Origin of the sequence: Micromonospora sp. NPDC049101 (genome assembly GCF_040648675.1) — a bacterium.
In the GTDB taxonomy this organism is placed as follows: domain Bacteria; phylum Actinomycetota; class Actinomycetes; order Mycobacteriales; family Micromonosporaceae; genus Micromonospora.
The window spans coordinates 26,099-43,655 of the sequence record NZ_JBEZED010000008.1; the positions used below are offsets into that span (position 1 = coordinate 26,099).

Annotated in this window: 13 protein-coding genes, 1 tRNA gene and 1 pseudogene; 5 read left to right on the plus strand and 10 right to left on the minus strand. The window is 71.6% G+C overall.

Annotation, left to right across the window (positions count from 1 at the left end; genetic code table 11):
• Positions 1-99: 99 nt before the first annotated feature.
• Positions 100-781: pseudogene (locus tag AB0B57_RS13000) on the plus strand (cell wall anchor protein).
• An 89-nt stretch (positions 782-870) separates the two neighbouring features.
• Positions 871-1,416, plus strand: a complete 546-nt coding sequence (locus AB0B57_RS13005; RefSeq protein ID WP_357068522.1) for a GNAT family N-acetyltransferase — start codon at positions 871-873, stop codon at positions 1,414-1,416.
• A gap of 115 nt (positions 1,417-1,531) precedes the next feature.
• Here AB0B57_RS13005 and AB0B57_RS13010 read toward each other — a convergent pair.
• Positions 1,532-1,605 (minus strand) — tRNA-Thr (locus AB0B57_RS13010).
• Positions 1,606-1,719: 114 nt separating this feature from the next.
• Between AB0B57_RS13010 and AB0B57_RS13015 the strand changes: the two genes are divergently transcribed.
• Complete coding sequence (locus AB0B57_RS13015) at positions 1,720-3,489, plus strand: metallophosphoesterase (RefSeq protein ID WP_357068941.1); 1,770 nt, start codon at positions 1,720-1,722, stop codon at positions 3,487-3,489.
• A gap of 45 nt (positions 3,490-3,534) precedes the next feature.
• Here AB0B57_RS13015 and ricT read toward each other — a convergent pair whose 3' ends face one another.
• The 6 genes from ricT to tmk form a co-directional block, all read right to left on the minus strand.
• Positions 3,535-4,374 (minus strand): regulatory iron-sulfur-containing complex subunit RicT, encoded by an 840-nt coding sequence (ricT, locus tag AB0B57_RS13020; protein WP_357068524.1) that lies wholly within the window; start codon positions 4,372-4,374, stop codon positions 3,535-3,537.
• Between the two features lie 293 nt (positions 4,375-4,667).
• A complete protein-coding gene (locus AB0B57_RS13025) occupies positions 4,668-5,351 on the minus strand; it encodes a hypothetical protein (RefSeq protein ID WP_357068526.1) in 684 nt (227 codons plus the stop codon).
• Positions 5,351-5,656, minus strand: coding sequence for a hypothetical protein (locus AB0B57_RS13030; RefSeq protein WP_357068528.1), 306 nt, complete (start codon positions 5,654-5,656; stop codon positions 5,351-5,353). Before AB0B57_RS13030 ends, AB0B57_RS13025 begins: the two co-directional genes overlap by 1 nt.
• A 1-nt stretch (position 5,657) precedes the next feature.
• On the minus strand, positions 5,658-5,987 hold the full coding sequence (locus AB0B57_RS13035; RefSeq protein ID WP_007454690.1) for a YbaB/EbfC family nucleoid-associated protein: 330 nt from the start codon (positions 5,985-5,987) through the stop codon (positions 5,658-5,660).
• Positions 5,988-6,109: 122 nt separating this feature from the next.
• Positions 6,110-7,444, minus strand: coding sequence for a DNA polymerase III subunit delta' (locus tag AB0B57_RS13040; RefSeq protein ID WP_357068531.1), 1,335 nt, complete (start codon positions 7,442-7,444; stop codon positions 6,110-6,112).
• Complete coding sequence (gene tmk / locus AB0B57_RS13045) at positions 7,444-9,534, minus strand: dTMP kinase (protein ID WP_357068943.1); 2,091 nt, start codon at positions 9,532-9,534, stop codon at positions 7,444-7,446. Before tmk ends, AB0B57_RS13040 begins: the two co-directional genes overlap by 1 nt.
• Positions 9,535-9,850: 316 nt before the next feature.
• Between tmk and AB0B57_RS13050 the strand changes: the two genes are divergently transcribed.
• Positions 9,851-11,056: an amino acid deaminase/aldolase gene (locus tag AB0B57_RS13050; protein WP_357068533.1), complete on the plus strand. Its 1,206-nt coding sequence runs from the start codon at positions 9,851-9,853 to the stop codon at positions 11,054-11,056.
• Positions 11,057-11,078: 22 nt separating this feature from the next.
• Here AB0B57_RS13050 and AB0B57_RS13055 read toward each other — a convergent pair whose 3' ends face one another.
• Positions 11,079-11,681, minus strand: a complete 603-nt coding sequence (locus AB0B57_RS13055; protein ID WP_357068945.1) for a TetR/AcrR family transcriptional regulator — start codon at positions 11,679-11,681, stop codon at positions 11,079-11,081.
• 226 nt (positions 11,682-11,907) lie between these two features.
• Between AB0B57_RS13055 and AB0B57_RS13060 the strand changes: the two genes are divergently transcribed.
• Positions 11,908-13,224, plus strand: a complete 1,317-nt coding sequence (locus AB0B57_RS13060) for a D-arabinono-1,4-lactone oxidase (protein ID WP_357068535.1) — start codon at positions 11,908-11,910, stop codon at positions 13,222-13,224.
• Between the two features lie 117 nt (positions 13,225-13,341).
• On the opposite strand, the gene AB0B57_RS13065 is transcribed toward AB0B57_RS13060, so the two are convergent.
• Positions 13,342-13,902, minus strand: coding sequence for a DUF559 domain-containing protein (locus tag AB0B57_RS13065; protein ID WP_357068537.1), 561 nt, complete (start codon positions 13,900-13,902; stop codon positions 13,342-13,344).
• Between the two features lie 523 nt (positions 13,903-14,425).
• A complete protein-coding gene (gene topA / locus AB0B57_RS13070) occupies positions 14,426-17,281 on the minus strand; it encodes a type I DNA topoisomerase (RefSeq protein ID WP_357068539.1) in 2,856 nt (951 codons plus the stop codon).
• Positions 17,282-17,557 lie beyond the last annotated feature (276 nt).

Genomic DNA, 17,557 nt, shown 5'->3' on the forward strand with positions numbered 1-17,557 from the left:
ATCTGAATTGCGGCTTACGGCCCTTCGCCCGCCCCTTCTCTCCCGCCGGCCGACGCTAAGATCTCCATGTTTTGATCTACAACGGGGAGGAAGACCCACATGCGATGGAAGTTTCCGGCCGGCGCCCTGATAGCGCTGGCTTTTCTGGTTCCGGCGGCACCGGCGGTGGCGCAAGCCGGATCGCCCGGGCTGAACGAGGCCTGCCAGACGGTCGAGCGCAAGGTGTACACGGACATTCGCACGCTCGTCACCATCGACCTGGACACCGCCAACACCGCCCAGCTGCGGCTGTTGGCCTATCGGATCCTGGACAGGGCAACCGAAGAGCAGTTGCCCGTTCTGCCGAAAGCCATTGCGGAGCGACTGAACGGCACCACTGAAGAACTCCGCGCATTCCTCAAGGCGGATATGCAGAGTGCCTGGTCAGTGGCTTTGCGGATCTCGGTGTACCGGACGCTGCCGGGTGCTGGTGCCAACGTGAACGAGGCCGCGCAGGAGACGCTCGCTGTCACGTCCGTCGACGCCTACCTGGCGTACCTGAACGACGGCCTGTACGTCGCGCGTGAGCTTGACTGCGCGTCGCAGCCCCCTTCGACGCCCAGCGCCACGACGACCGTTGCACCGGGCCCCTACGTCCTCCGCTAGCCTGGGCGCCTCCGGCGGTGCGGGCGGTGGGCTGCCCGTCACCGTGACCGTGGCCAGCATCGGCGGTGCGCTTCTGCTCCTCGGCGGCGCGGGTTACCTGATCGGACGCCGACGCCGGTCCCGCTTCGTGGCCTAGCTCGCGCGACGCGCCCGGCTCGATGCTTCGTCGAGCCGGGCGCGCTCAGGGCCAGCGGGCGTCTCTGCCCATACGCGATACTTCCCGTCATGATCCGCCTTGATCGTGTGGAGCTCCGGCAGATCTCCCACCCGTCCGAGATCAGTGCCCGCCAGACACGCGAGTTGGTCGAATGCTGGGTCGCGGTGGCGAACATGGGTGGTGCGGTGGGCTTCGCGTTCCCACCCGTCGACTCCGAACAGGTCGCTCCCGTGGCCGAGCGCCTCATCGCCGACCTCGGCCCGCAGCGCAGCAGGCTCCTGCTGGCGGTGGTCGACGGGGCACTGGCGGGTTGGCTGCACCTGTCCCGTCACGTGGATCCGCTCGTGGCGCACTGGGGCACCGTCAGCCGCGTCCAAACACATCCCGACCACCGAGGTCGCCGGATCGGCGCAGCGATGATGCATCGGGTTCGGCAGATCGGCCGTGACGAGATGGGGCTCGAACAGCTTCGCCTCTGCGCGCGAGGCGGAGCCGGCCTGGAGGACTTCTACGGTCGGCTCGGCTGGAAGGAAATCGGCCGGTGGCCCGGGGCGCTGCGGTTCGGCGCGGGCGATGACCGGGACGAGATCCTCATGATCCTCGCGCCGCTGTGACGTGTGCTGCTTACAGCGCCAGCGGGGCCGCTCCGATGCCGGCGCGGCCAACGGCGCTGTCGTAAACCCTTGAGAAACGGCGAAGCCCAGGCCAATGACCTGGGCTTCCATACCGAGCCGCCTGACGGAATCGAACCGTCGACCTACGCATTACGAGTGCGTCGCTCTAGCCGACTGAGCTAAGGCGGCAACGATCAGCAAGTGTACGGCACCCGGTTGCCCGGCACCGAACGGGATACCCGCACCCCTCCCGCCACCGCCAACCGGACAACGGCTGCCAACTGACCCGTTACCGGACGGCGTCTGGCCGGATCCGGTACTACGCTGCGGCGGGTGAGCGACGATCGCGACGACCACCCGGCTCCGGCGGCCGACGATCACCCCGACGGCGAGCGGGCTCGGCCTCGACCACGTTCCACCGATCCGCTGGAGCTGGGCTTCACCCCGCGCAAGCCGGTGCCGTGGCTGGCACCGTTCCTGCTGATCAGCACCGGCATCCGGACGCTGTTGGCGGTCCTCTTCGGCGCGTACCTGGACAAGCGCGAGTTGCAGAACGCCTTCGGCGACGGCGTCTTCCACCAGGCGGGGCCGGACGGTGGGCTCTGGCTCGACTACGTGGCCGACCTCGGTGACGGGTTCCACGCCACCTACTCCGTGGCGTACCTGCTGGCCCAGCCGGCGTTGACCGTGGACGGGCACCGGCTGCCCCGGGCGCAGACCCTGGTGATGGGCGGGGATCAGGTGTACCCGTCGGCGGCCTACGAGGAGTACGAGAACCGGTGCAAGGGCCCCTACCAGGCCGCGCTGCCGGCGACCCCGCCCGAGCGTCCCACGCTGTTCGCGGTGCCGGGAAACCACGACTGGTACGACGGCCTGACGGCGTTCCTGCGGCTGTTCGTCCGCTCCCGGGACCGTAACTTCGCCGGCTGGCGTACCGGGCAGTCGCGGTCGTACTTCGCGGTGGAGTTGCCGGCCGGCTGGTGGCTGCTCGGGGTGGACGACCAGTCCGGCTCGTACCTGGACGACCCGCAGTTGGCCTACTTCGACGAGGTGGCCCGCCGGCTCGGCCCGGAGTCGAAAGTGATCCTGGCCGCGCCGTCGCCGACCTGGGTGAAGGCGGCCGACAGCCCGATGGCGTACGACTCGATCGACTACTTCATCCGGACGATCATCGACCCGACCGGGGCACAGGTGCGGCTGCTGCTCTCCGGCGACCTGCACCACTACGCCCGGTACGCCGGCCCGGACCGGCAGTTGATCACCTGTGGTGGTGGCGGGGCTTACCTGTACCCCACCCACAAGCTGCCGGAGCGCATCGAGGTGCCACCACGCGACACGCTGGCTCGGCGGGCCAGCGTGTCGCAGCCGTACGATCTGGTGGCCCGCTATCCGGACGCGGCCCGCTCCCGCCGTTACGGCTGGGGCATCTTCGCCCGGCTGCCGTTCCGCAACCCCGGCTTCACCACGCTGCTCGGCATCCTGCACACCCTGCTGATGCTGGCCATGGCTGGCGCGACGGCAAACTGGGCCGACAGCACCGACCAGCGACTGTTCAGCGTCCCACTGGTGCTGATGGTGCTCGTGACGGTGATGGCGGCGGTGCTGTTCGCCAAGCCGCCCAACGCCAGCGGCAAGCGGCACGCCCGGCACTGGCTTCTCGGCGTCGGGCACGGCGTGGCCCAGGTGGCGCTGGCCGCCGGCGGCACCTGGGTCTGGTTGGCGCTGCCGTTCTACGGATGGCCGTGGCCGCTGCCGGCGGTCGCCGCGCTGGTGCTGTACGGCCCGGTCATCGGTCTGGTGGCCAGCCAACTGGTGGCGGCGTACCTGCTGGTGGCGGGTTCGCTCGGGGTGAACGTCAACGAACTGTTCGCCGGGCAGGGCATCGAGGACTCCAAGTCGTTCCTGCGGATGCGCATCGACCCGGACGGCACGCTGACCATCTACCCGATCGGGGTGGACCGGGTGTCCCGCGACTGGCAGGTCAACCCCGACCAGTCCGCCACGGCAAGCTGGCTGACCCCGAAGGATTCCCTGACCCCCCGCCTGACCGAATCCCCGATTGTCCTGCCCTGACCGTGACCACCCACCGGCTGATCAAGAGGCGGGGGCCGGTTGGGGTTAGGGGGTGTAGTGCTGGTCGTGGGCTTGGCGGGGGGCGCAGACGGAGGCGCGGGAGCAGGAGCAGCGGGAGCCGTCGGCGTCGAGCCGGACCGTCACCGCGTCGCGGGGAACGCTGTGGCCGACGACCCGGCCATCGCCCTCGGGGGTGGAGACCCGGCTGCCGACCGCCGGGGCGGTCTCCTGGAATCTGGCGTACAGGGGATGCTCGTATTTGAGGCAGCACATCAACCGGCCGCACGCCCCGGAGATGCGCAGCGGGTTCAGGGGGAGATCCTGGTCCTTCGCCATCCGGATGGTCACCGGCTCGAAGTCGGTGAGGAACGTCGCGCAGCACAGGTCGCGACCGCAGGAGCCGATGCCGCCCTGCACCCGCGCCGAGTCGCGTGCGGAGAGCTGGCGCAGCTCGACCCGGCAGTGCAGGGTGGCGCCCAGGTCACGGACCAGGGAGCGGAAGTCCACCCGGTGCGGGGCGGTGAAGTAGACGGTGCTGCGCTCACCGCCGCTCTCGGCGGTGCCGAGCACGTGGTCGACGGCCACCACCTTCATCGGCAGGCCGTGTGAACGGATCAACCGTTTCGCGGCCACCTTGGCCTCGGCCTTGCGCCGCCGCAGCGCCTCGTCTCGGCGCAGGTCGTCGTCACCGGCGAGCCCCACCAGGCGGGGAAAGCCGTCGGTCTCCTCGGTGACCCACTGCGCGGCCCACACGCATTCCGCCACCTCGGGCCCATCGTCGGTGGGCACCAGCACCTTGTCTCCCACCTGCGGACGCAACTCGCCGGGATCCAGGTAGTAGAGGCGCCCGTACCGGTTGAAGCTGACCGCGCAGAGCATGCCCATCCCCCCACCCTACGACGGATAACCGCAAAGGACGCACCGGCCGATACCCCAATGCCATTCATGGCCGTCGACTTGACCGATGGCATGGTCACCCGTCGTGCCGTTGCCCCTCGCCCGGACGGTTGATTCCACGCCCGGGGAGGGGACAAACGGGTTCGAGCGGCGTTGAGTGAAGACAGACCTGCGGGGGGTGCAGGGGAAAGACCACGGCGTCGCCGTGGGCGCCGGCTCCGGTCCGGTGTCCGCGAGCGACGCCGTGGCCCGTTCGAGCGGCAGCCGCGTGCTCCGGGCGGCTACCAGCCGACGCGGGTGGGCTGGTCGTAGTGGGGCCGGCCGTCCAGCGGTGGTCGCCACGCGGTCTCGGCGAGGCTCGGCGCCCACTGACGCAGCAGCGTCTCCGCACCGTCGTACGCGACGCAGAGCACCGCCAGCACCCGCGCGGCGATCTCGGCGGCGTCGGCGACGCCCGGCCCGACCGGCGTCAACCGGGTCGGCGGGCCGGTGGCGGTGGCGGCGGCGACGACGGCGACCGCCTCGGCCGAGCGGAGCACGTCGGCCAGCGTCCGGGCCAGTGCGAGGCGGCTGCCCTCGACCCAGTCGGCGAGCGCGTCCGCGTAACCGGCGGTGGATTCGAGTCGCCCGACCAGGCTCTCCGGGCCCTCGTCGAGGTGGCGCAGCAGTGCTGCCCGCTGTTGCCCGTACGCCGTGGCAGCCGGACCGGACCAGAGCACCGAATCGGTGAGCGCGGCGGAGACGTCGTCGTACCCCCGGATGAGCCGGCGCACCGCGTGCCCGGCGCCGGCGAGCGGCGCGGGGTGCAGGTCGAGGAAGCCGCGGACCGCGTCGCCCGGCAGCACCTGCATCCGGCGCAGCAGCGGCCAGACCCGGTGCCCCTCCGGGACGCCGGCGGCGATCAGCCGGTCCACCCGGCGCAGCAGGTCGAGGCCGGGCTCGGCGAGCCGGTCCAGTGCGTCCATCAGGGCTCCCCGGCGAGCCGGCGGCGGGCTGCCCGGTCGACCTCGGCGTAGCGGTCGGCGGCCTCCTGGACCGCCGAGGCGGCTGCGGCCAGCCGACCGGCGGCGGTGCGGGCCTCCCGGGCCCGGTCGTCGGTGGCGGTGGCCCACTGCCGGTGCAGCGCGCGCCCGATCTCGCCGGGGCGCCCCGGGGCGTCGGCGCCGAACGCGGCCTGGGCCGGGTCGCTGGCGGTGACGCTGTGCGCGAGTGCGGTGAGCGTGGCACTCGCCTCGTCGAGTCGGGCGGAGAGCGCGCGCAGTGTGTCCATCTCAGGCCCCCGCGAGCGGTCGGTAGGCGGCGAACGTCTCGTTGTGCAGCTTTTCCCGCGCCCACTCGGCGGCGTCGGCCGCCGCGGTGACCGCGGCCTGCACGGAGCCGGCGACGTCCCGTGGGCTGCGGGTGTGCAGCGGGCCGAGGAACCGGACGTCGGTGATCCGCCCCCCGGCGGTGACGACGACCTCGACCAGACCGTCCGGCGACCGGACGGTCACCTCGACGGTGGACACCGCCTGGTCGAACTCGGCCTGGAGCGACTCGATCCGGCGGTATCGCCGCACCGCTTCCTCGATCCAGGCTTCGTCGATCTCCCCCCGCGGCATTGGCCGACTCCTCCCGGATGAGCCATAACTGAGCGTGCCCCCACCGTCACCACGGCACACCGGACCGTACCGCACCGCAATCGGGCCTGTCGATGCCTGTGGATAACGCCGAAAGCTGCGGGTCAGCCCTTCCAGAGGGCGAGCATCATCGCCTCGACCGCGATCCGCGGCTTGACGTTCGCCTCGATCGCCGCCCGGCAGGCGAGCACGGCCTCCAACCGGCGCAGCGATCCTTCGGCGTCCCACTTCTGCGCGCCGGCGCCGGCCAGTGCGGCGGTGTCGGTGTGCACCGGGGCGACGGGGGCGCGCAGCGCCATGGTGAGCGCGTCCCGGTAGAAGCCCGCCAGGTCGACAAGCGCCCGGTCCAGTGCGTCTCGCTGGGCGCGGGTGGCGCGGGACTTCTGCCGCTTCTCCAGCTCCTTGAGCTGCCCGGCAGCGCCGCGCATCGCGCCGGCCGCGCCCCGGCCGGTGCCACCCGCGCCGAGCGCGGTCTCCAGTGCCGCCCGCTCGGTCGTGTCGGCCTCGGTGACCGACGCCTCGGCCTCCGCCTCGGCCGCCTCGATCAGCGCCGACGCCGCGTCGAACGCCGCGCCGACGCCGGTCAACCGGCGCGGCACCGCGAGCACCGCCTCGCGTCGCTTGCGGGCCTCCGGGTCACGGGCCAGCCGGCGGGCCCGACCCACGTGCCCCTGGGCGGCAGCCGCCGCCCACTGCGCCACGTCGGGTGCGATCCCGTCCCGACGGACCAGCACCTCGGCCACCGCGTCGGCCGGCGGCTGCCGCAAAGGTACGACCCGACAGCGGGACCGGATGGTCACCGAGATGTCGTCCGGGTGGGTGGAGGGGGCGCAGAGCAGGAAGACCGTCCGCGGCGGAGGCTCCTCGATGGCCTTGAGCAGCGCGTTGCCGGCGGCCTCGGTGAGCCGGTCGGCGTCCTCGATGACGACCACCTGCCAGCGCCCACCGGACGGGGTGCTGGCCGCCCGCAGCACCAGCGCGCGCATCTCACCGACACCGATGGACAGCCCTTCCGGCACCACCAGTCGGACGTCGGCGTGGGTGCCGCCCATCGTGGTGCGGCAGCCGGGGCACTCGCCGCAACCGGTGCCGTGCACGCACTGCAGGGCGGCGGCGAACGCCCGCGCGGCGACCGAGCGACCGGAGCCGGGCGGGCCGGTGAAGATCCAGGCGTGCGTCATGCCGGCGGCCGGGTCCACCCCGTCGACGGCGGCACCGCCGTCCACCTCGGCGAACTCGGCACCGCCGGCCGGGCCGGCGAACTCGGCACCGCCGGCCGGGCCGGCGAACTCGGCACCGCTGGCCGGGCCGGCGGTGATCAGCGCGGGTGCCCGGTCGGCCGCGCCAGCGCGCAGCACGGCGGCCGCCGCGGCGGCGGCCCGGCGCAGCTCGACGACCGCCTCGTCCTGACCGACCAGGTCGGCGAAGACGTCCGACATCAGGTCTTGTGCTCCATCGTCACCAACTCCGAGTCCGATAACTCAGGCTGCACCGAGGTGTCCGGGCCCTGCGCCGGCCGAGGGTGCACGATGCCGCCAGGGCTGCCGAGCATCTCCTCGACCCGCCGGACCACCTGGCCGGTGATCTGGTCGGCCGGTCGGGACGCGTCGAGGACGAGGTAACGCTTCGGGTCGGCGGCGGCGAGGTCGAGGAAGGCGTACCGGACGCGCTCGTGGAAGGCGACCGACTCGGCCTCCAGCCGGTCGGTGCCGGTGTTGCGCGAGGCCACCCGGGACAGCCCGGTATGCGGCTCGACGTCCAGCAGCACCACCAGGTCGGGCTTGAGCCCACCGGTGGCCCAGGAGGAGAGCCAGGAGACCTCGTCGACGGGCAGCGTCCGGCCGGCGCCCTGGTACGCCAGGGACGAGTCGACGTACCGGTCGCTGATCACGACACCGCCCCGGACCAGCGCGGGCCGGACCACGGCGGCCACGTGGTGCGCCCGGTCGGCGGCGTACAGCAGCGCCTCGGCCCGTGGCGAGGGCGCCTCGTCGCCGGACGTGTCCAGCACCATCGACCGGATCCGCTGACCGACCGCGGTGGCGCCCGGCTCCCGGGTGACCACGACCTCGCGACCCTGGCCGCGCAGCCGGTCGGCGAGCGCGGCGAGCTGGGTGGACTTGCCGGCGCCTTCGCCGCCCTCGAACACCACGAACAGCCCGGCGGAGACGAACGGCTCGGCCGGCATCAGCGGCCGGCCCCGGATCGAGCCCCACAGGTCGGCGAGGACGGGGACGCCCTTCTTGTCGTCCATCTGACCGAAGGCGCTGATGCCGGCGAAGATGCCGGCGGCACCGGCGGCGAGCAGCAGCAGCCGGGTGGAGGAGACGGAGATGCCCAGGTCGGCGATTGTCAGCTTGCGGGAGCCGCCGACGCCGACCAGCAGGCTGCTCAGCCCGATGGCCAGGATCAGCACCAGCCGGGTGCCGATCTGCACCACCGCGAAGACCCGACCGCGCACCTCGTCCTTGATCTCGCCGCCGAGCAGGGTGGTGCCGGCCAGGAAGGCCATCCCGGCACCGGCACCGACAAGCACCGCACCGACGATCGCCATGGACAGGTGGATGGCGAAGGCGAGGGTCATCACCGCGGCGCTGGCCAGCACGATGCTCATGCCGAACCACCGGCGTCGGGACATCTCCTTGACGACCATCGGGCCGAGGCCGATGCCGAGGGCCAGGCCGATGAAGATGGCGCCGAAGAGCAGGAAGAAGGCGGCGTCGCCGGCACCGAGCGAGGCGGCGAAGAACTTGGCCGTGCCGATCACGATGCCGCCGCCGGCGAACGCGCCGAAGATGCCGAGCACCAGGCCGCGGACGAGCCGGGTCTGGCCGATGTACTTCCAGCCCTCGGCGAACTGGCGCCGCATGCCCTGCTCGGTGCGCTGCCGTTCGCCGGTCTGCGCCTGGCTGATCTCCTTGATCCCGAACGCCACCACGAGGGCGGTGGCCAGCCGGGAGAAGGAGTTGACCCAGAGCGCGAGCTGGGCGGGCTCCGCCCAGCCGAGGTCGCCGCCGGGGACGAGGGCCCGGACGCTGCGGTCGAGCGCCGCGGCCACCAGCGCCGCGAGGATCGGGGTGAGGCCGTACGTGGTGATCAGCGTGAGCTGGTTGGCCGCCTCCAGCCGGGCGTGCGGGATCAGGTTGGGGACCGCGGCCTCCTTGGCCGGGATCCAGATCAGGGTGATCGACTCGATCAGGAAGGTGGCGACTGTCGCCCACAGGACCACGAGCCCGCCGTTGGCGCCGGCCAGCGCCACGATCGGGATCGAGGCGAAGAGCACGAACCGGAGCAGGTCGCAGATGACCATCGTCCAGCGTCTGTCGAACCGGTCGGCCAGCACACCGGCGATCGGCCCGAGCACCAGCGCGGGCAGCAGCCGGATCGCGATGACGCCACCGAAGGCCGCACCCTTGGCGGTGCTGCCCTGGACCTGGGACGCGGCGAAGACGGAGGTGGCCAGCAGGCCGAGCCAGTCGCCGAAGGAGGCCGCGCCGAGCACGATCCAGAGCCGGCGGAACGGCCGGATGCGCAGGACCGATCGGATGGCGGCATAACCGGACGGATCAACCTGACCGCCGCTGGGCTGGTCGGCGGCGTTGCCCGACTGACCGCCGGAGCGCGACACGCCGGGCGACTCGCCGCTGTTCTGGCTTTCGATGGCCGTACCTCCACGTGCCGGCCCATCGCTGGGCGCCTCCGGTGGAACACTCTAGACCTGGTGGGGGGCGGCCCACCGACGACATTCTCCTGCTCGCTGAGCCTAGGCCGCCGAAGGCACCGACCGCAGCCCGGACGTACGCGAGGGTGTTTCGCATTTACCGTCGGACAGTTAGCGTGCACACGTGGCCATCGAAAGCGACAAACTGCGCAAGCGCCTGGATCGGGCGACCGCCCACCTCGACCCGCCCTACGCCGTGGTCGACCTCACCGCATTCGACGCCAACTCGGCCGCCCTGGCCGATCGCGCCGCCGGCAAACCGGTCCGACTGGCCAGCAAGTCGGTCCGCGCCCGCGAGTTGATCAGCCGAGCCCTCGCCCGACCGGGCTGGCAGGGCGTGATGGCGTTCACCCTGCCCGAGGCGATCTGGCTGGTCCGGGCCGGAATGAGCGACGACGTGCTTGTCGCGTACCCGAGCGTGGACCGCGCGGCGCTCGCCGAGCTGGCCGCCGACCCGGCGCTCGCCGCCGCGATCACGCTGATGATCGACGGCACCGGCCAACTCGACCTGATCGACGGCGTCAGCGCCCCCGGGCAACGTGCCGAGCTGCGACTCTGCCTGGACCTGGACGCCTCCTGGCGACCGCTGCGCGGGGTGCACGTCGGCGTCCGCCGCTCACCGGTGCACAGCGCACGGGCGGCCGGCGCGCTCGCCGCCACCGTCGCCGGCCGGGCCGGCTTCCGGCTGGTCGGGCTCATGTCGTACGAGGCCCAGATCGCCGGCCTGGGCGACGCCCCGCCGGGGCAGACGCTGCTGGCGGGCGCGATCAGGCTGGCCCAGCGTGGGTCGTACCGCGAGTTGCTGGCCCGCCGGGGTGCGGCGGTGGCCGCGGTACGCGAGCACGCCGATCTGGAGTTCGTCAACGGCGGCGGCACCGGCAGCGTGGCCGCCACCAGCGCTGATCCCGCGGTCACCGAGGTCACCGCGGGATCGGGCCTGTACGGGCCGACGTTGTTCGACGCGTACCGCGCCTGGCGACCGACCCCGGCCGCGTTCTTCGCCTGCGCGGTGGTCCGCCGGCCGACACCGGAGCTGGCCACGGTGCTCGGCGGCGGCTGGATCGCCTCCGGTCCGGCGGCCGACAGCCGACTGCCCCGACCGTGGCTGCCGGCCGGGCTCAAGCTGGTCGGCACCGAGGGTGCCGGTGAGGTGCAGACCCCGCTGGCCGGCGCGGCGGCGGCCACCCTCCGGGTCGGCGACCGGGTGTGGTTCCGGCACGCCAAGGCCGGTGAGCTGTGTGAACGTGTCAACGAGCTGCATCTGGTCGAGGGGGACGCGGTCGTGGCGACCGTCCCCACCTACCGGGGCGAGGGGCAGGCCTTCCTCTGAAGCGCCCGCACCCCGCGCCAGCTCAGGCCGGCTGGGCCGCCTCGGTCTGCCGCACGGAGGACAGGTCGCTGTCCGGGCCGTCGACCTGACGGTGCAGGTACTCCCGGATCAGTGCCTTCGCCTCGAGCAGCACCCGTTCGTCACCGTCGGACTTCCGCCGGAACGCGAGCTTGATCAGCGCGTCCGCCGCCTCGACGGCGATCTCCAGGACGAAACGGAGCTTCGGCACGTCGGTGAGCCCGAAACGCTCGGTGAGCACCTGGGCCAACTGGTCGGCGATCACGCCGTTGTTGTCCCGTTGCTCGTCGAGCAGGTGCAGGTCGACCACGTCGCCGAAGTGCAGGGTGCGGAAGCCGGGGACGGTGCGGTGCATCGTGATGTATTCGTCGATTCCTGCGTCGACGCCGTCCCACCAGTGGGTCATCTCGTCGGAGGCGAACCGCTCGTCGAGACGCTGGAGGTAGGACTCCATCGTCCGCAGGGTCAGCGCCTGCACGATCGCCCGCTTGTCCGGGAAGAACTGGTAGACCGACCCGATCGCCACTTCGGCGCGCTCGGCGAGCAGGGTGGTGGTCAGCCCCTCGTACCCCACCTCGTCGACGAGTTCGGCGCAGGCATCCAACATGCGCTGTACCCGCGCGACACTTCGACCCTGCACCGGAACGCGGCGCAGCGGCCCGGTCGTGGCGGCTGGTGTGGACACTCGGCGCCACCCCCCTTCGACGGATGAACATATCTCCACGTCACGAGTCCGTGACTACCGGTACAACGAGCGGATCGCAATTGCGGTATTTACCAGGCACAACGTTCCTGATATGAAGGCACTTCATATTCATGAATGAGGAGCCCGCATGGTCGGCACCGCATCGCTCACCGCTGGATGGTCCAACTGGGCCGGCAACCAGCGTGGCAGCGCCACCGCGATCCTGCGCCCCGGCTCGCCGACGGATGTCGTAGAAGCCGTCCGATCCGCCGTCGCCGACGGTGCCCGGATCCGCGTGACCGGCAGCGGGCACTCGTTCACCGCCGTCGCGCTCGCCGACGACCGGCGGATGGAACTGTCCGAGCTGGACACCGTGGTCAGCATCGACGTCCCGCGCCGGCTGGTCACCGTACCTGCGGGAATGACCCTGCACGCGCTCAACGGCCTGCTGGCCCGGCACGGCCTCGCGCTGCCCAACCTCGGCGACATCGACGCGCAGACGGTGGCCGGGGCCATCTCCACGGGCACCCACGGCACCGGAGCCGGCTACGGGTGCCTGTCCACCTTCGTCGAGGCGATCACCCTGGTCACCGGCACCGGAGAGGTGCTGCGCTGCTCCGCCGACGAACACCCCGACGTGCTCGCCGCCGCCCGGGTGTCACTGGGCGCGCTCGGCGTCCTGGTCGAGGTGACCCTGCGCTGCGTGGAAGCCTTCGTGCTGCACGCCCACGAACGCCCCGCCGAGCTGGCCGACGTGCTCGGTGACCTGCCCTCCCTGATCGGCTCGCACGACCACGTCGAGTTCTACTGGTTTCCCTACACCCAGCGGGTGCAGGTCAAGACCAACAACCGGGTACCGGCCAACGACCGGCCACTGCCCCGCTGGCGCGGCTGGCTGGACGACGACTTCCTGGCCAACCGGGTCTTCGCCGGTGCCTGCCGACTCGGCCGGGCCGTGCCCGCGCTGGCCCCGGGCATCAGCGCGGTCTCCGCCCGCGCCCTCACCGAACGCCGGTACACGGGCCGCTCGGACCGGGTCTTCTGCACCCCGCGCCGGGTCCGCTTCGTCGAGATGGAGTACGGCCTGCCCCGCGAGGCGCTGCCCGAGGCGCTCGCCGCGCTCCAGCGGATCGTGGACGGGCTGCCGTTCAAGGTGCTCTTCCCGGCGGAGGTGCGGTTCACCGCCGCCGACGACATCTGGCTGTCGCACGGCTACGGTCGGGACAACGCCTACATCGCCGTGCACCAGTACGTCGGCATGCCGTACGAGCCGTACTTCCGGGCCTTCGAGCAGGTGGCCGCCGGCCTGGGCGGCCGCCCACACTGGGGCAAACTGCACTATCGCGACGTCGCCTCGCTGGCCGACGCGTACCCCCGCTTCGCAGACTTCCAAACCGTCCGCAACCGCCTCGACCCGAACCGGGTCTTCACCAGCCCCCACCTGACCCAAGTCCTCGGCGCCTAACCCCGCCCCGCCCCCCGCCCCGCCCCCGCCCCCGCCCCCCCGCCCCCGCCCCCGCCCTGGAGATCTTGGAAGGAAAGTGCCCGCCGAGGGGCGGTTTGCTTCCAAGATCTCTGAATGTCAGCCCGGCCAGCCGGCCGCCCGCAGGGCGGCCTGTAGTTGGGCGATGACCTCGTCCGGTTTGGTGCGGATGGCCCAGGCCGGGAAGCGCAGCAGGCGGTCGCCTTCGATCCACAGATCGTTCTGCCGGCGCATGTCCGCCCACCAGGCGCGCGGATCGACGTGTTGTCCGCCGTCGATCTCGACGTGCACCCGCCACTGCTCGAAGTAGGCATCCAGGTAGCGCCGTCGCCCGTCCGAGTCACAACGGATCTTCTGGCGCGTCGGTTCGGGTAGCCCCGCGCGACGAGTCAGGCGCAGGAAGTCCAACTCCGGCAACGAGTGAGACCCACCGGCCGCGTCCGCCGCCGTGCCCAGAATCAGTTGGCGACGGCGAACCCGGGGCAGCCGGTCGACGATCCGGTGCAGGTCGTCGGCAGCCACGAGCCGTTGTTGAAATGCGGCGGCGACGATCGCCCGCGCCTCCTGGTCTGCACCGGCCCACTGTGCTGCGTCCACGATCGAACGGGCCGGCATGGTCCTGCGGGGTTGCCCGACGGCCAGGACGTCCCGGTCGGTCAACGTGGCTGTCCGGTGCGCCAGCACGCCCGGTGGCAGCGATCCCGCGCCGGCAGGCGGCGGGAAGTAGCACGTGAACCGGTCGACCCGGGAACCCCCGGAGCCCTCCGGCCTGTGCGGCGGTCAGACCACCGAGGATCGCCTGCGGGCCCGCGGCGAGGACGGCCACCCAGCGGAGTTGGCCGGCGCCGACCGGTCCGTTGTGCGCGACCAGCACGGCGCGATGGACCTGTCGCCACCTGCCGGTGGCCAGCCGGTGCCGGATGGCCTTGGGCGACAGGTGCCGCCTCGCCTGGGCGAGGCTCAACACGTCCTCCTGATGGAAGAGCAGCCAGCTCAGCTCGTCCGCGTCGTCATGCGGCAGCCGCCGAGCCCAGGCAGCGGGCGACGAAGTCCTCCGAAGACTCATGACAAGCAGTCTTCAGATCACCACCCCCGCCGGCAGCCCCTGTGGACAACGACGAGATCTTGGAAGGAAATCGCCCCTGGAGGGGCACTTTCCTTCCAAGATCTCGCGGCTCCAGGCTTACTCCGTGCTGGACGCGGCCTTGCGGGGGGCTGCCTTCTTCGCCGGGGCCTTCTTCGCCGCGGTGCTGGCCTTGGCCGTGGTGGCCTTCTTCGCGGCCGTGGACTTGCTGGCCGCTGCCGTCTTCTTCGCCGCCGTGGCCTTCTTGGCGGGAGCCTTCTTCGCCGCCGCCTTCTTCCGCGGCGCCGGACCCTTCGCCCGCTTCTCGGCCAGCATCTCGGAGGCTTCCTGGAGGGTCAGCTCCTCCGGGGTCTGCCCACGCCGCAGCGACGCGTTGAACTCCCCGTCGGTGACGTACGGGCCGAACCGGCCGTCCTTGATCACCAGCGGCTTCTCGGTGGCCGGGTCGACACCCATCTCCCGCAACGGGGGCGCGGCGGCACGCCGGCCACGGGTCTTCGGAGCGGCCAGCAACGCCAGCGCCGCGTCCAGACCGACAGTGAACATCTGGTCCTCGGACTCGAGCGAGCGGAACTCCTCGCCCTGCTTCACGTACGGACCGTAGCGGCCGTTGTTGGCGAAGACCTCGACACCGTCCGGTGCGACACCGATCAGCCGGGGCAGGCTGAGCAGCTTGAGCGCTTCTTCCAGGGTGAGCGAGTCCGGGGTCTGCGTCCGCAGCAGCGACGACTTCCGCTCACCGCTAGACACGTACGGGCCGAACCGGCCGGACTTGAGCACGATCGGCTCGCCGGTCGCCGGGTCGTCGCCGAGCTTGCGCTCGCCGCTGCCGCCGAGGAACAGCTCGTGCACCTTCTCCGGGGTCAGCTCGTCCGGGGCCAGACCCTCGGGGATCGGCGCCCGGTCACCGCCCTGGGTGCCGCCCTCCTCACCCTCACCCGAGGCCGAAGGCGCCCCCGAAGCGGCCGGCTGCTCGCCGCCGGGCAGCTCCCGCTGCAGGTACGGCCCGTACCGGCCAACCCGCACGACGACCTCACGGCCGTCGTCGTCGGTGAAGAGCGGGATGGAGTTGACACTGCGCGCGTCGATGTCGCTCAGGTTCTCGGTGACCAGCTTCTTGAGCCCGCCGGAACGGGCGATGTCCTGGTCGCCGGCACCGTTGGAGCTGCCGAAGTAGAAGGCGGTGAGGAAGTCGACAGCGGCGTGGTCACCGCCGGCGATCTCGTCCAGCTCGTTTTCCATGGTGGCGGTGAAGTCGTAGTCGATCAGGCGGGGGTAGTGCCGCTCCATCAACCCGATCACCGCGAACGCCAGGAAGGTCGGGATCATCGCCTGGCCGCGCTTGGTGACGTACCCCCGGTCCTGGATCGTCTGCATGATCGACGCGTAGGTGGACGGGCGGCCGATGCCCAGCTCTTCCAGGGCCTTGACCAGCGACGCTTCGGTGTAGCGCGACGGCGGCTGGGTGTGGTGGCCCTGCGCGGCCAACTCGTCGGCGGTCAGCGGCTGGTCCTTGACCAGGGTGGGCAGCCGGCGCTCGGCGTCCTCGGCCTCGGCGTTCTCGTCGTCGCTGGACTCGACGTACGCGCGCAGGAAGCCCGGGTCCGTGATGGTCTTGCCGGTCGCGCCGAAGTCGGCCTCCTCCTGCGAGGTGGAGACGGCGCGGATGCGCACCGAGACGCTGGAGCCGACCGCGTCGGTCATCTGCGAGGCGATGGTGCGCCGCCAGATCAGCTCGTAGAGCTTGAACTCCTCGGCGGAGAGCTCCTTGGCCACCTCACCCGGGGTGCGGAAGTTGTCCCCCGCCGGGCGGATCGCCTCGTGGGCCTCCTGGGCGTTCTTCACCTTGCCGGTGTAGCGGCGCGGCTCCGGCGGGACGCTGCGCTCGCCGTACAGCTCGACGATCTGCCGGCGGGCCGCCGAGATGGCGGTCTCCGACAGGTTGACCGAGTCGGTACGCATATAGGTGATGTAGCCGTTCTCGTAGAGCCGTTGCGCGGTGCGCATCGTCTGCTGCGACGACAGGCGCAGCTTGCGGGCCGCCTCCTGCTGCAGGGTCGAGGTGATGAACGGCGCGTACGGGCGGCGACGGTAGGGCTTCTCCTCGACCCGGGTGACCGTGAACGGGCGCCCGTCGAGTCGGGCCGCGAGACCTCGGGCGCCACCCTCGTCCAGGTGGACGACACCGGCGCCGGGCTTCACCCGGCCGGTGGTCGGCTCGAAGTCCTTACCGGTGGCGATCCGGTCGCCGTTGAGGGCGATCAGGGTCGCGTTGAACGTGCGCGGGCCCTCGCCGGCGTTGGTCACGGCGAGGGTGGCCAGGATGTCCCAGTATTCGGCGGTGCGGAAGGCCATCCGCTGCCGCTCCCGCTCGACCACGATGCGGGTCGCCACGGACTGCACCCGGCCGGCCGAGAGCCTCGGCATGACCTTCTTCCACAGCACCGGGGAGACCTCGTAGCCGTAGAGGCGGTCGAGGATCCGCCGGGCCTCCTGGGCGTCGACCAGGTCACGGTCGATCTCCCGGGGGTTGGCCACGGCCGCCTGGATCGCCGGCTTGGTGATCTCGTGGAAGACCATCCGCTTGACCGGGACCTTGGGCTTGAGCGTCTCGACCAGGTGCCAGGCGATGGCCTCGCCCTCGCGGTCCTCATCCGTCGCCAGGAAGATCTCGTCGACCTCCTTGGCCAGCTTCACCAGCTTGCTGATCTGCTGCCTGCGGTCGGCGGAGACGACGTAGAGCGCCTGGAAGCCGTTGTCCACGTCCACCCCGAGACGGGCCCAGGGCTCCTTCTTGTATTTGGCCGGCACATCGGCGGCGTTGCGCGGCAGGTCGCGGACGTGACCGAAGCTGGCCTCCACGACGTACCCCGGGCCGAGGTAGCCCGAGATCGTCTTGGCCTTCGCCGGTGACTCGACGATGACCAGACGGGTGGTTCCAGCGTTGCTCGGCACGTCTCTCCCCGACCTCACTCCTGCTCGTGGCCTTCCGGCGCCCGGACAGCGACCGCTTTCGACCCCGCCGTCGCACCGGCGGTCCGGATGTCCAACGTAACGCGCCGCCCGCGTTTCGGGTTTCGCGGGCGGCAAACCGCCACCGCGCGACGGTCAACTCTCGCCCCGCCGCGCTCGGCACTGCCGGACGGCGCCACCGTACACCGTGGGTAGGGCTCGAAGAGGGTCACTGTGACGATGGCGGGCCAACGACCAGGCTCCGACCCGCCCGTTTTC

What these genes read in the sequence shown, in the direction of transcription:
- AB0B57_RS13005 (WP_357068522.1), top strand. Translation starts at nt 871, where the DNA reads ATGATCCGCCTTGATCGTGTGGAGCTCCGGCAGATCTCCCACCCGTCC.
- AB0B57_RS13040 (WP_357068531.1), bottom strand. Translation starts at nt 7,444, where the DNA reads ATGTCGGACGTCTTCGCCGACCTGGTCGGTCAGGACGAGGCGGTCGTC.
- AB0B57_RS13035 (WP_007454690.1), bottom strand. Translation starts at nt 5,987, where the DNA reads ATGCCGCGGGGGGAGATCGACGAAGCCTGGATCGAGGAAGCGGTGCGG.
- ricT (WP_357068524.1), bottom strand. Translation starts at nt 4,374, where the DNA reads ATGGGCATGCTCTGCGCGGTCAGCTTCAACCGGTACGGGCGCCTCTAC.
- AB0B57_RS13055 (WP_357068945.1), bottom strand. Translation starts at nt 11,681, where the DNA reads ATGTTGGATGCCTGCGCCGAACTCGTCGACGAGGTGGGGTACGAGGGG.
- AB0B57_RS13025 (WP_357068526.1), bottom strand. Translation starts at nt 5,351, where the DNA reads ATGGACGCACTGGACCGGCTCGCCGAGCCCGGCCTCGACCTGCTGCGC.
- AB0B57_RS13060 (WP_357068535.1), top strand. Translation starts at nt 11,908, where the DNA reads ATGGTCGGCACCGCATCGCTCACCGCTGGATGGTCCAACTGGGCCGGC.
- AB0B57_RS13030 (WP_357068528.1), bottom strand. Translation starts at nt 5,656, where the DNA reads ATGGACACACTGCGCGCGCTCTCCGCCCGACTCGACGAGGCGAGTGCC.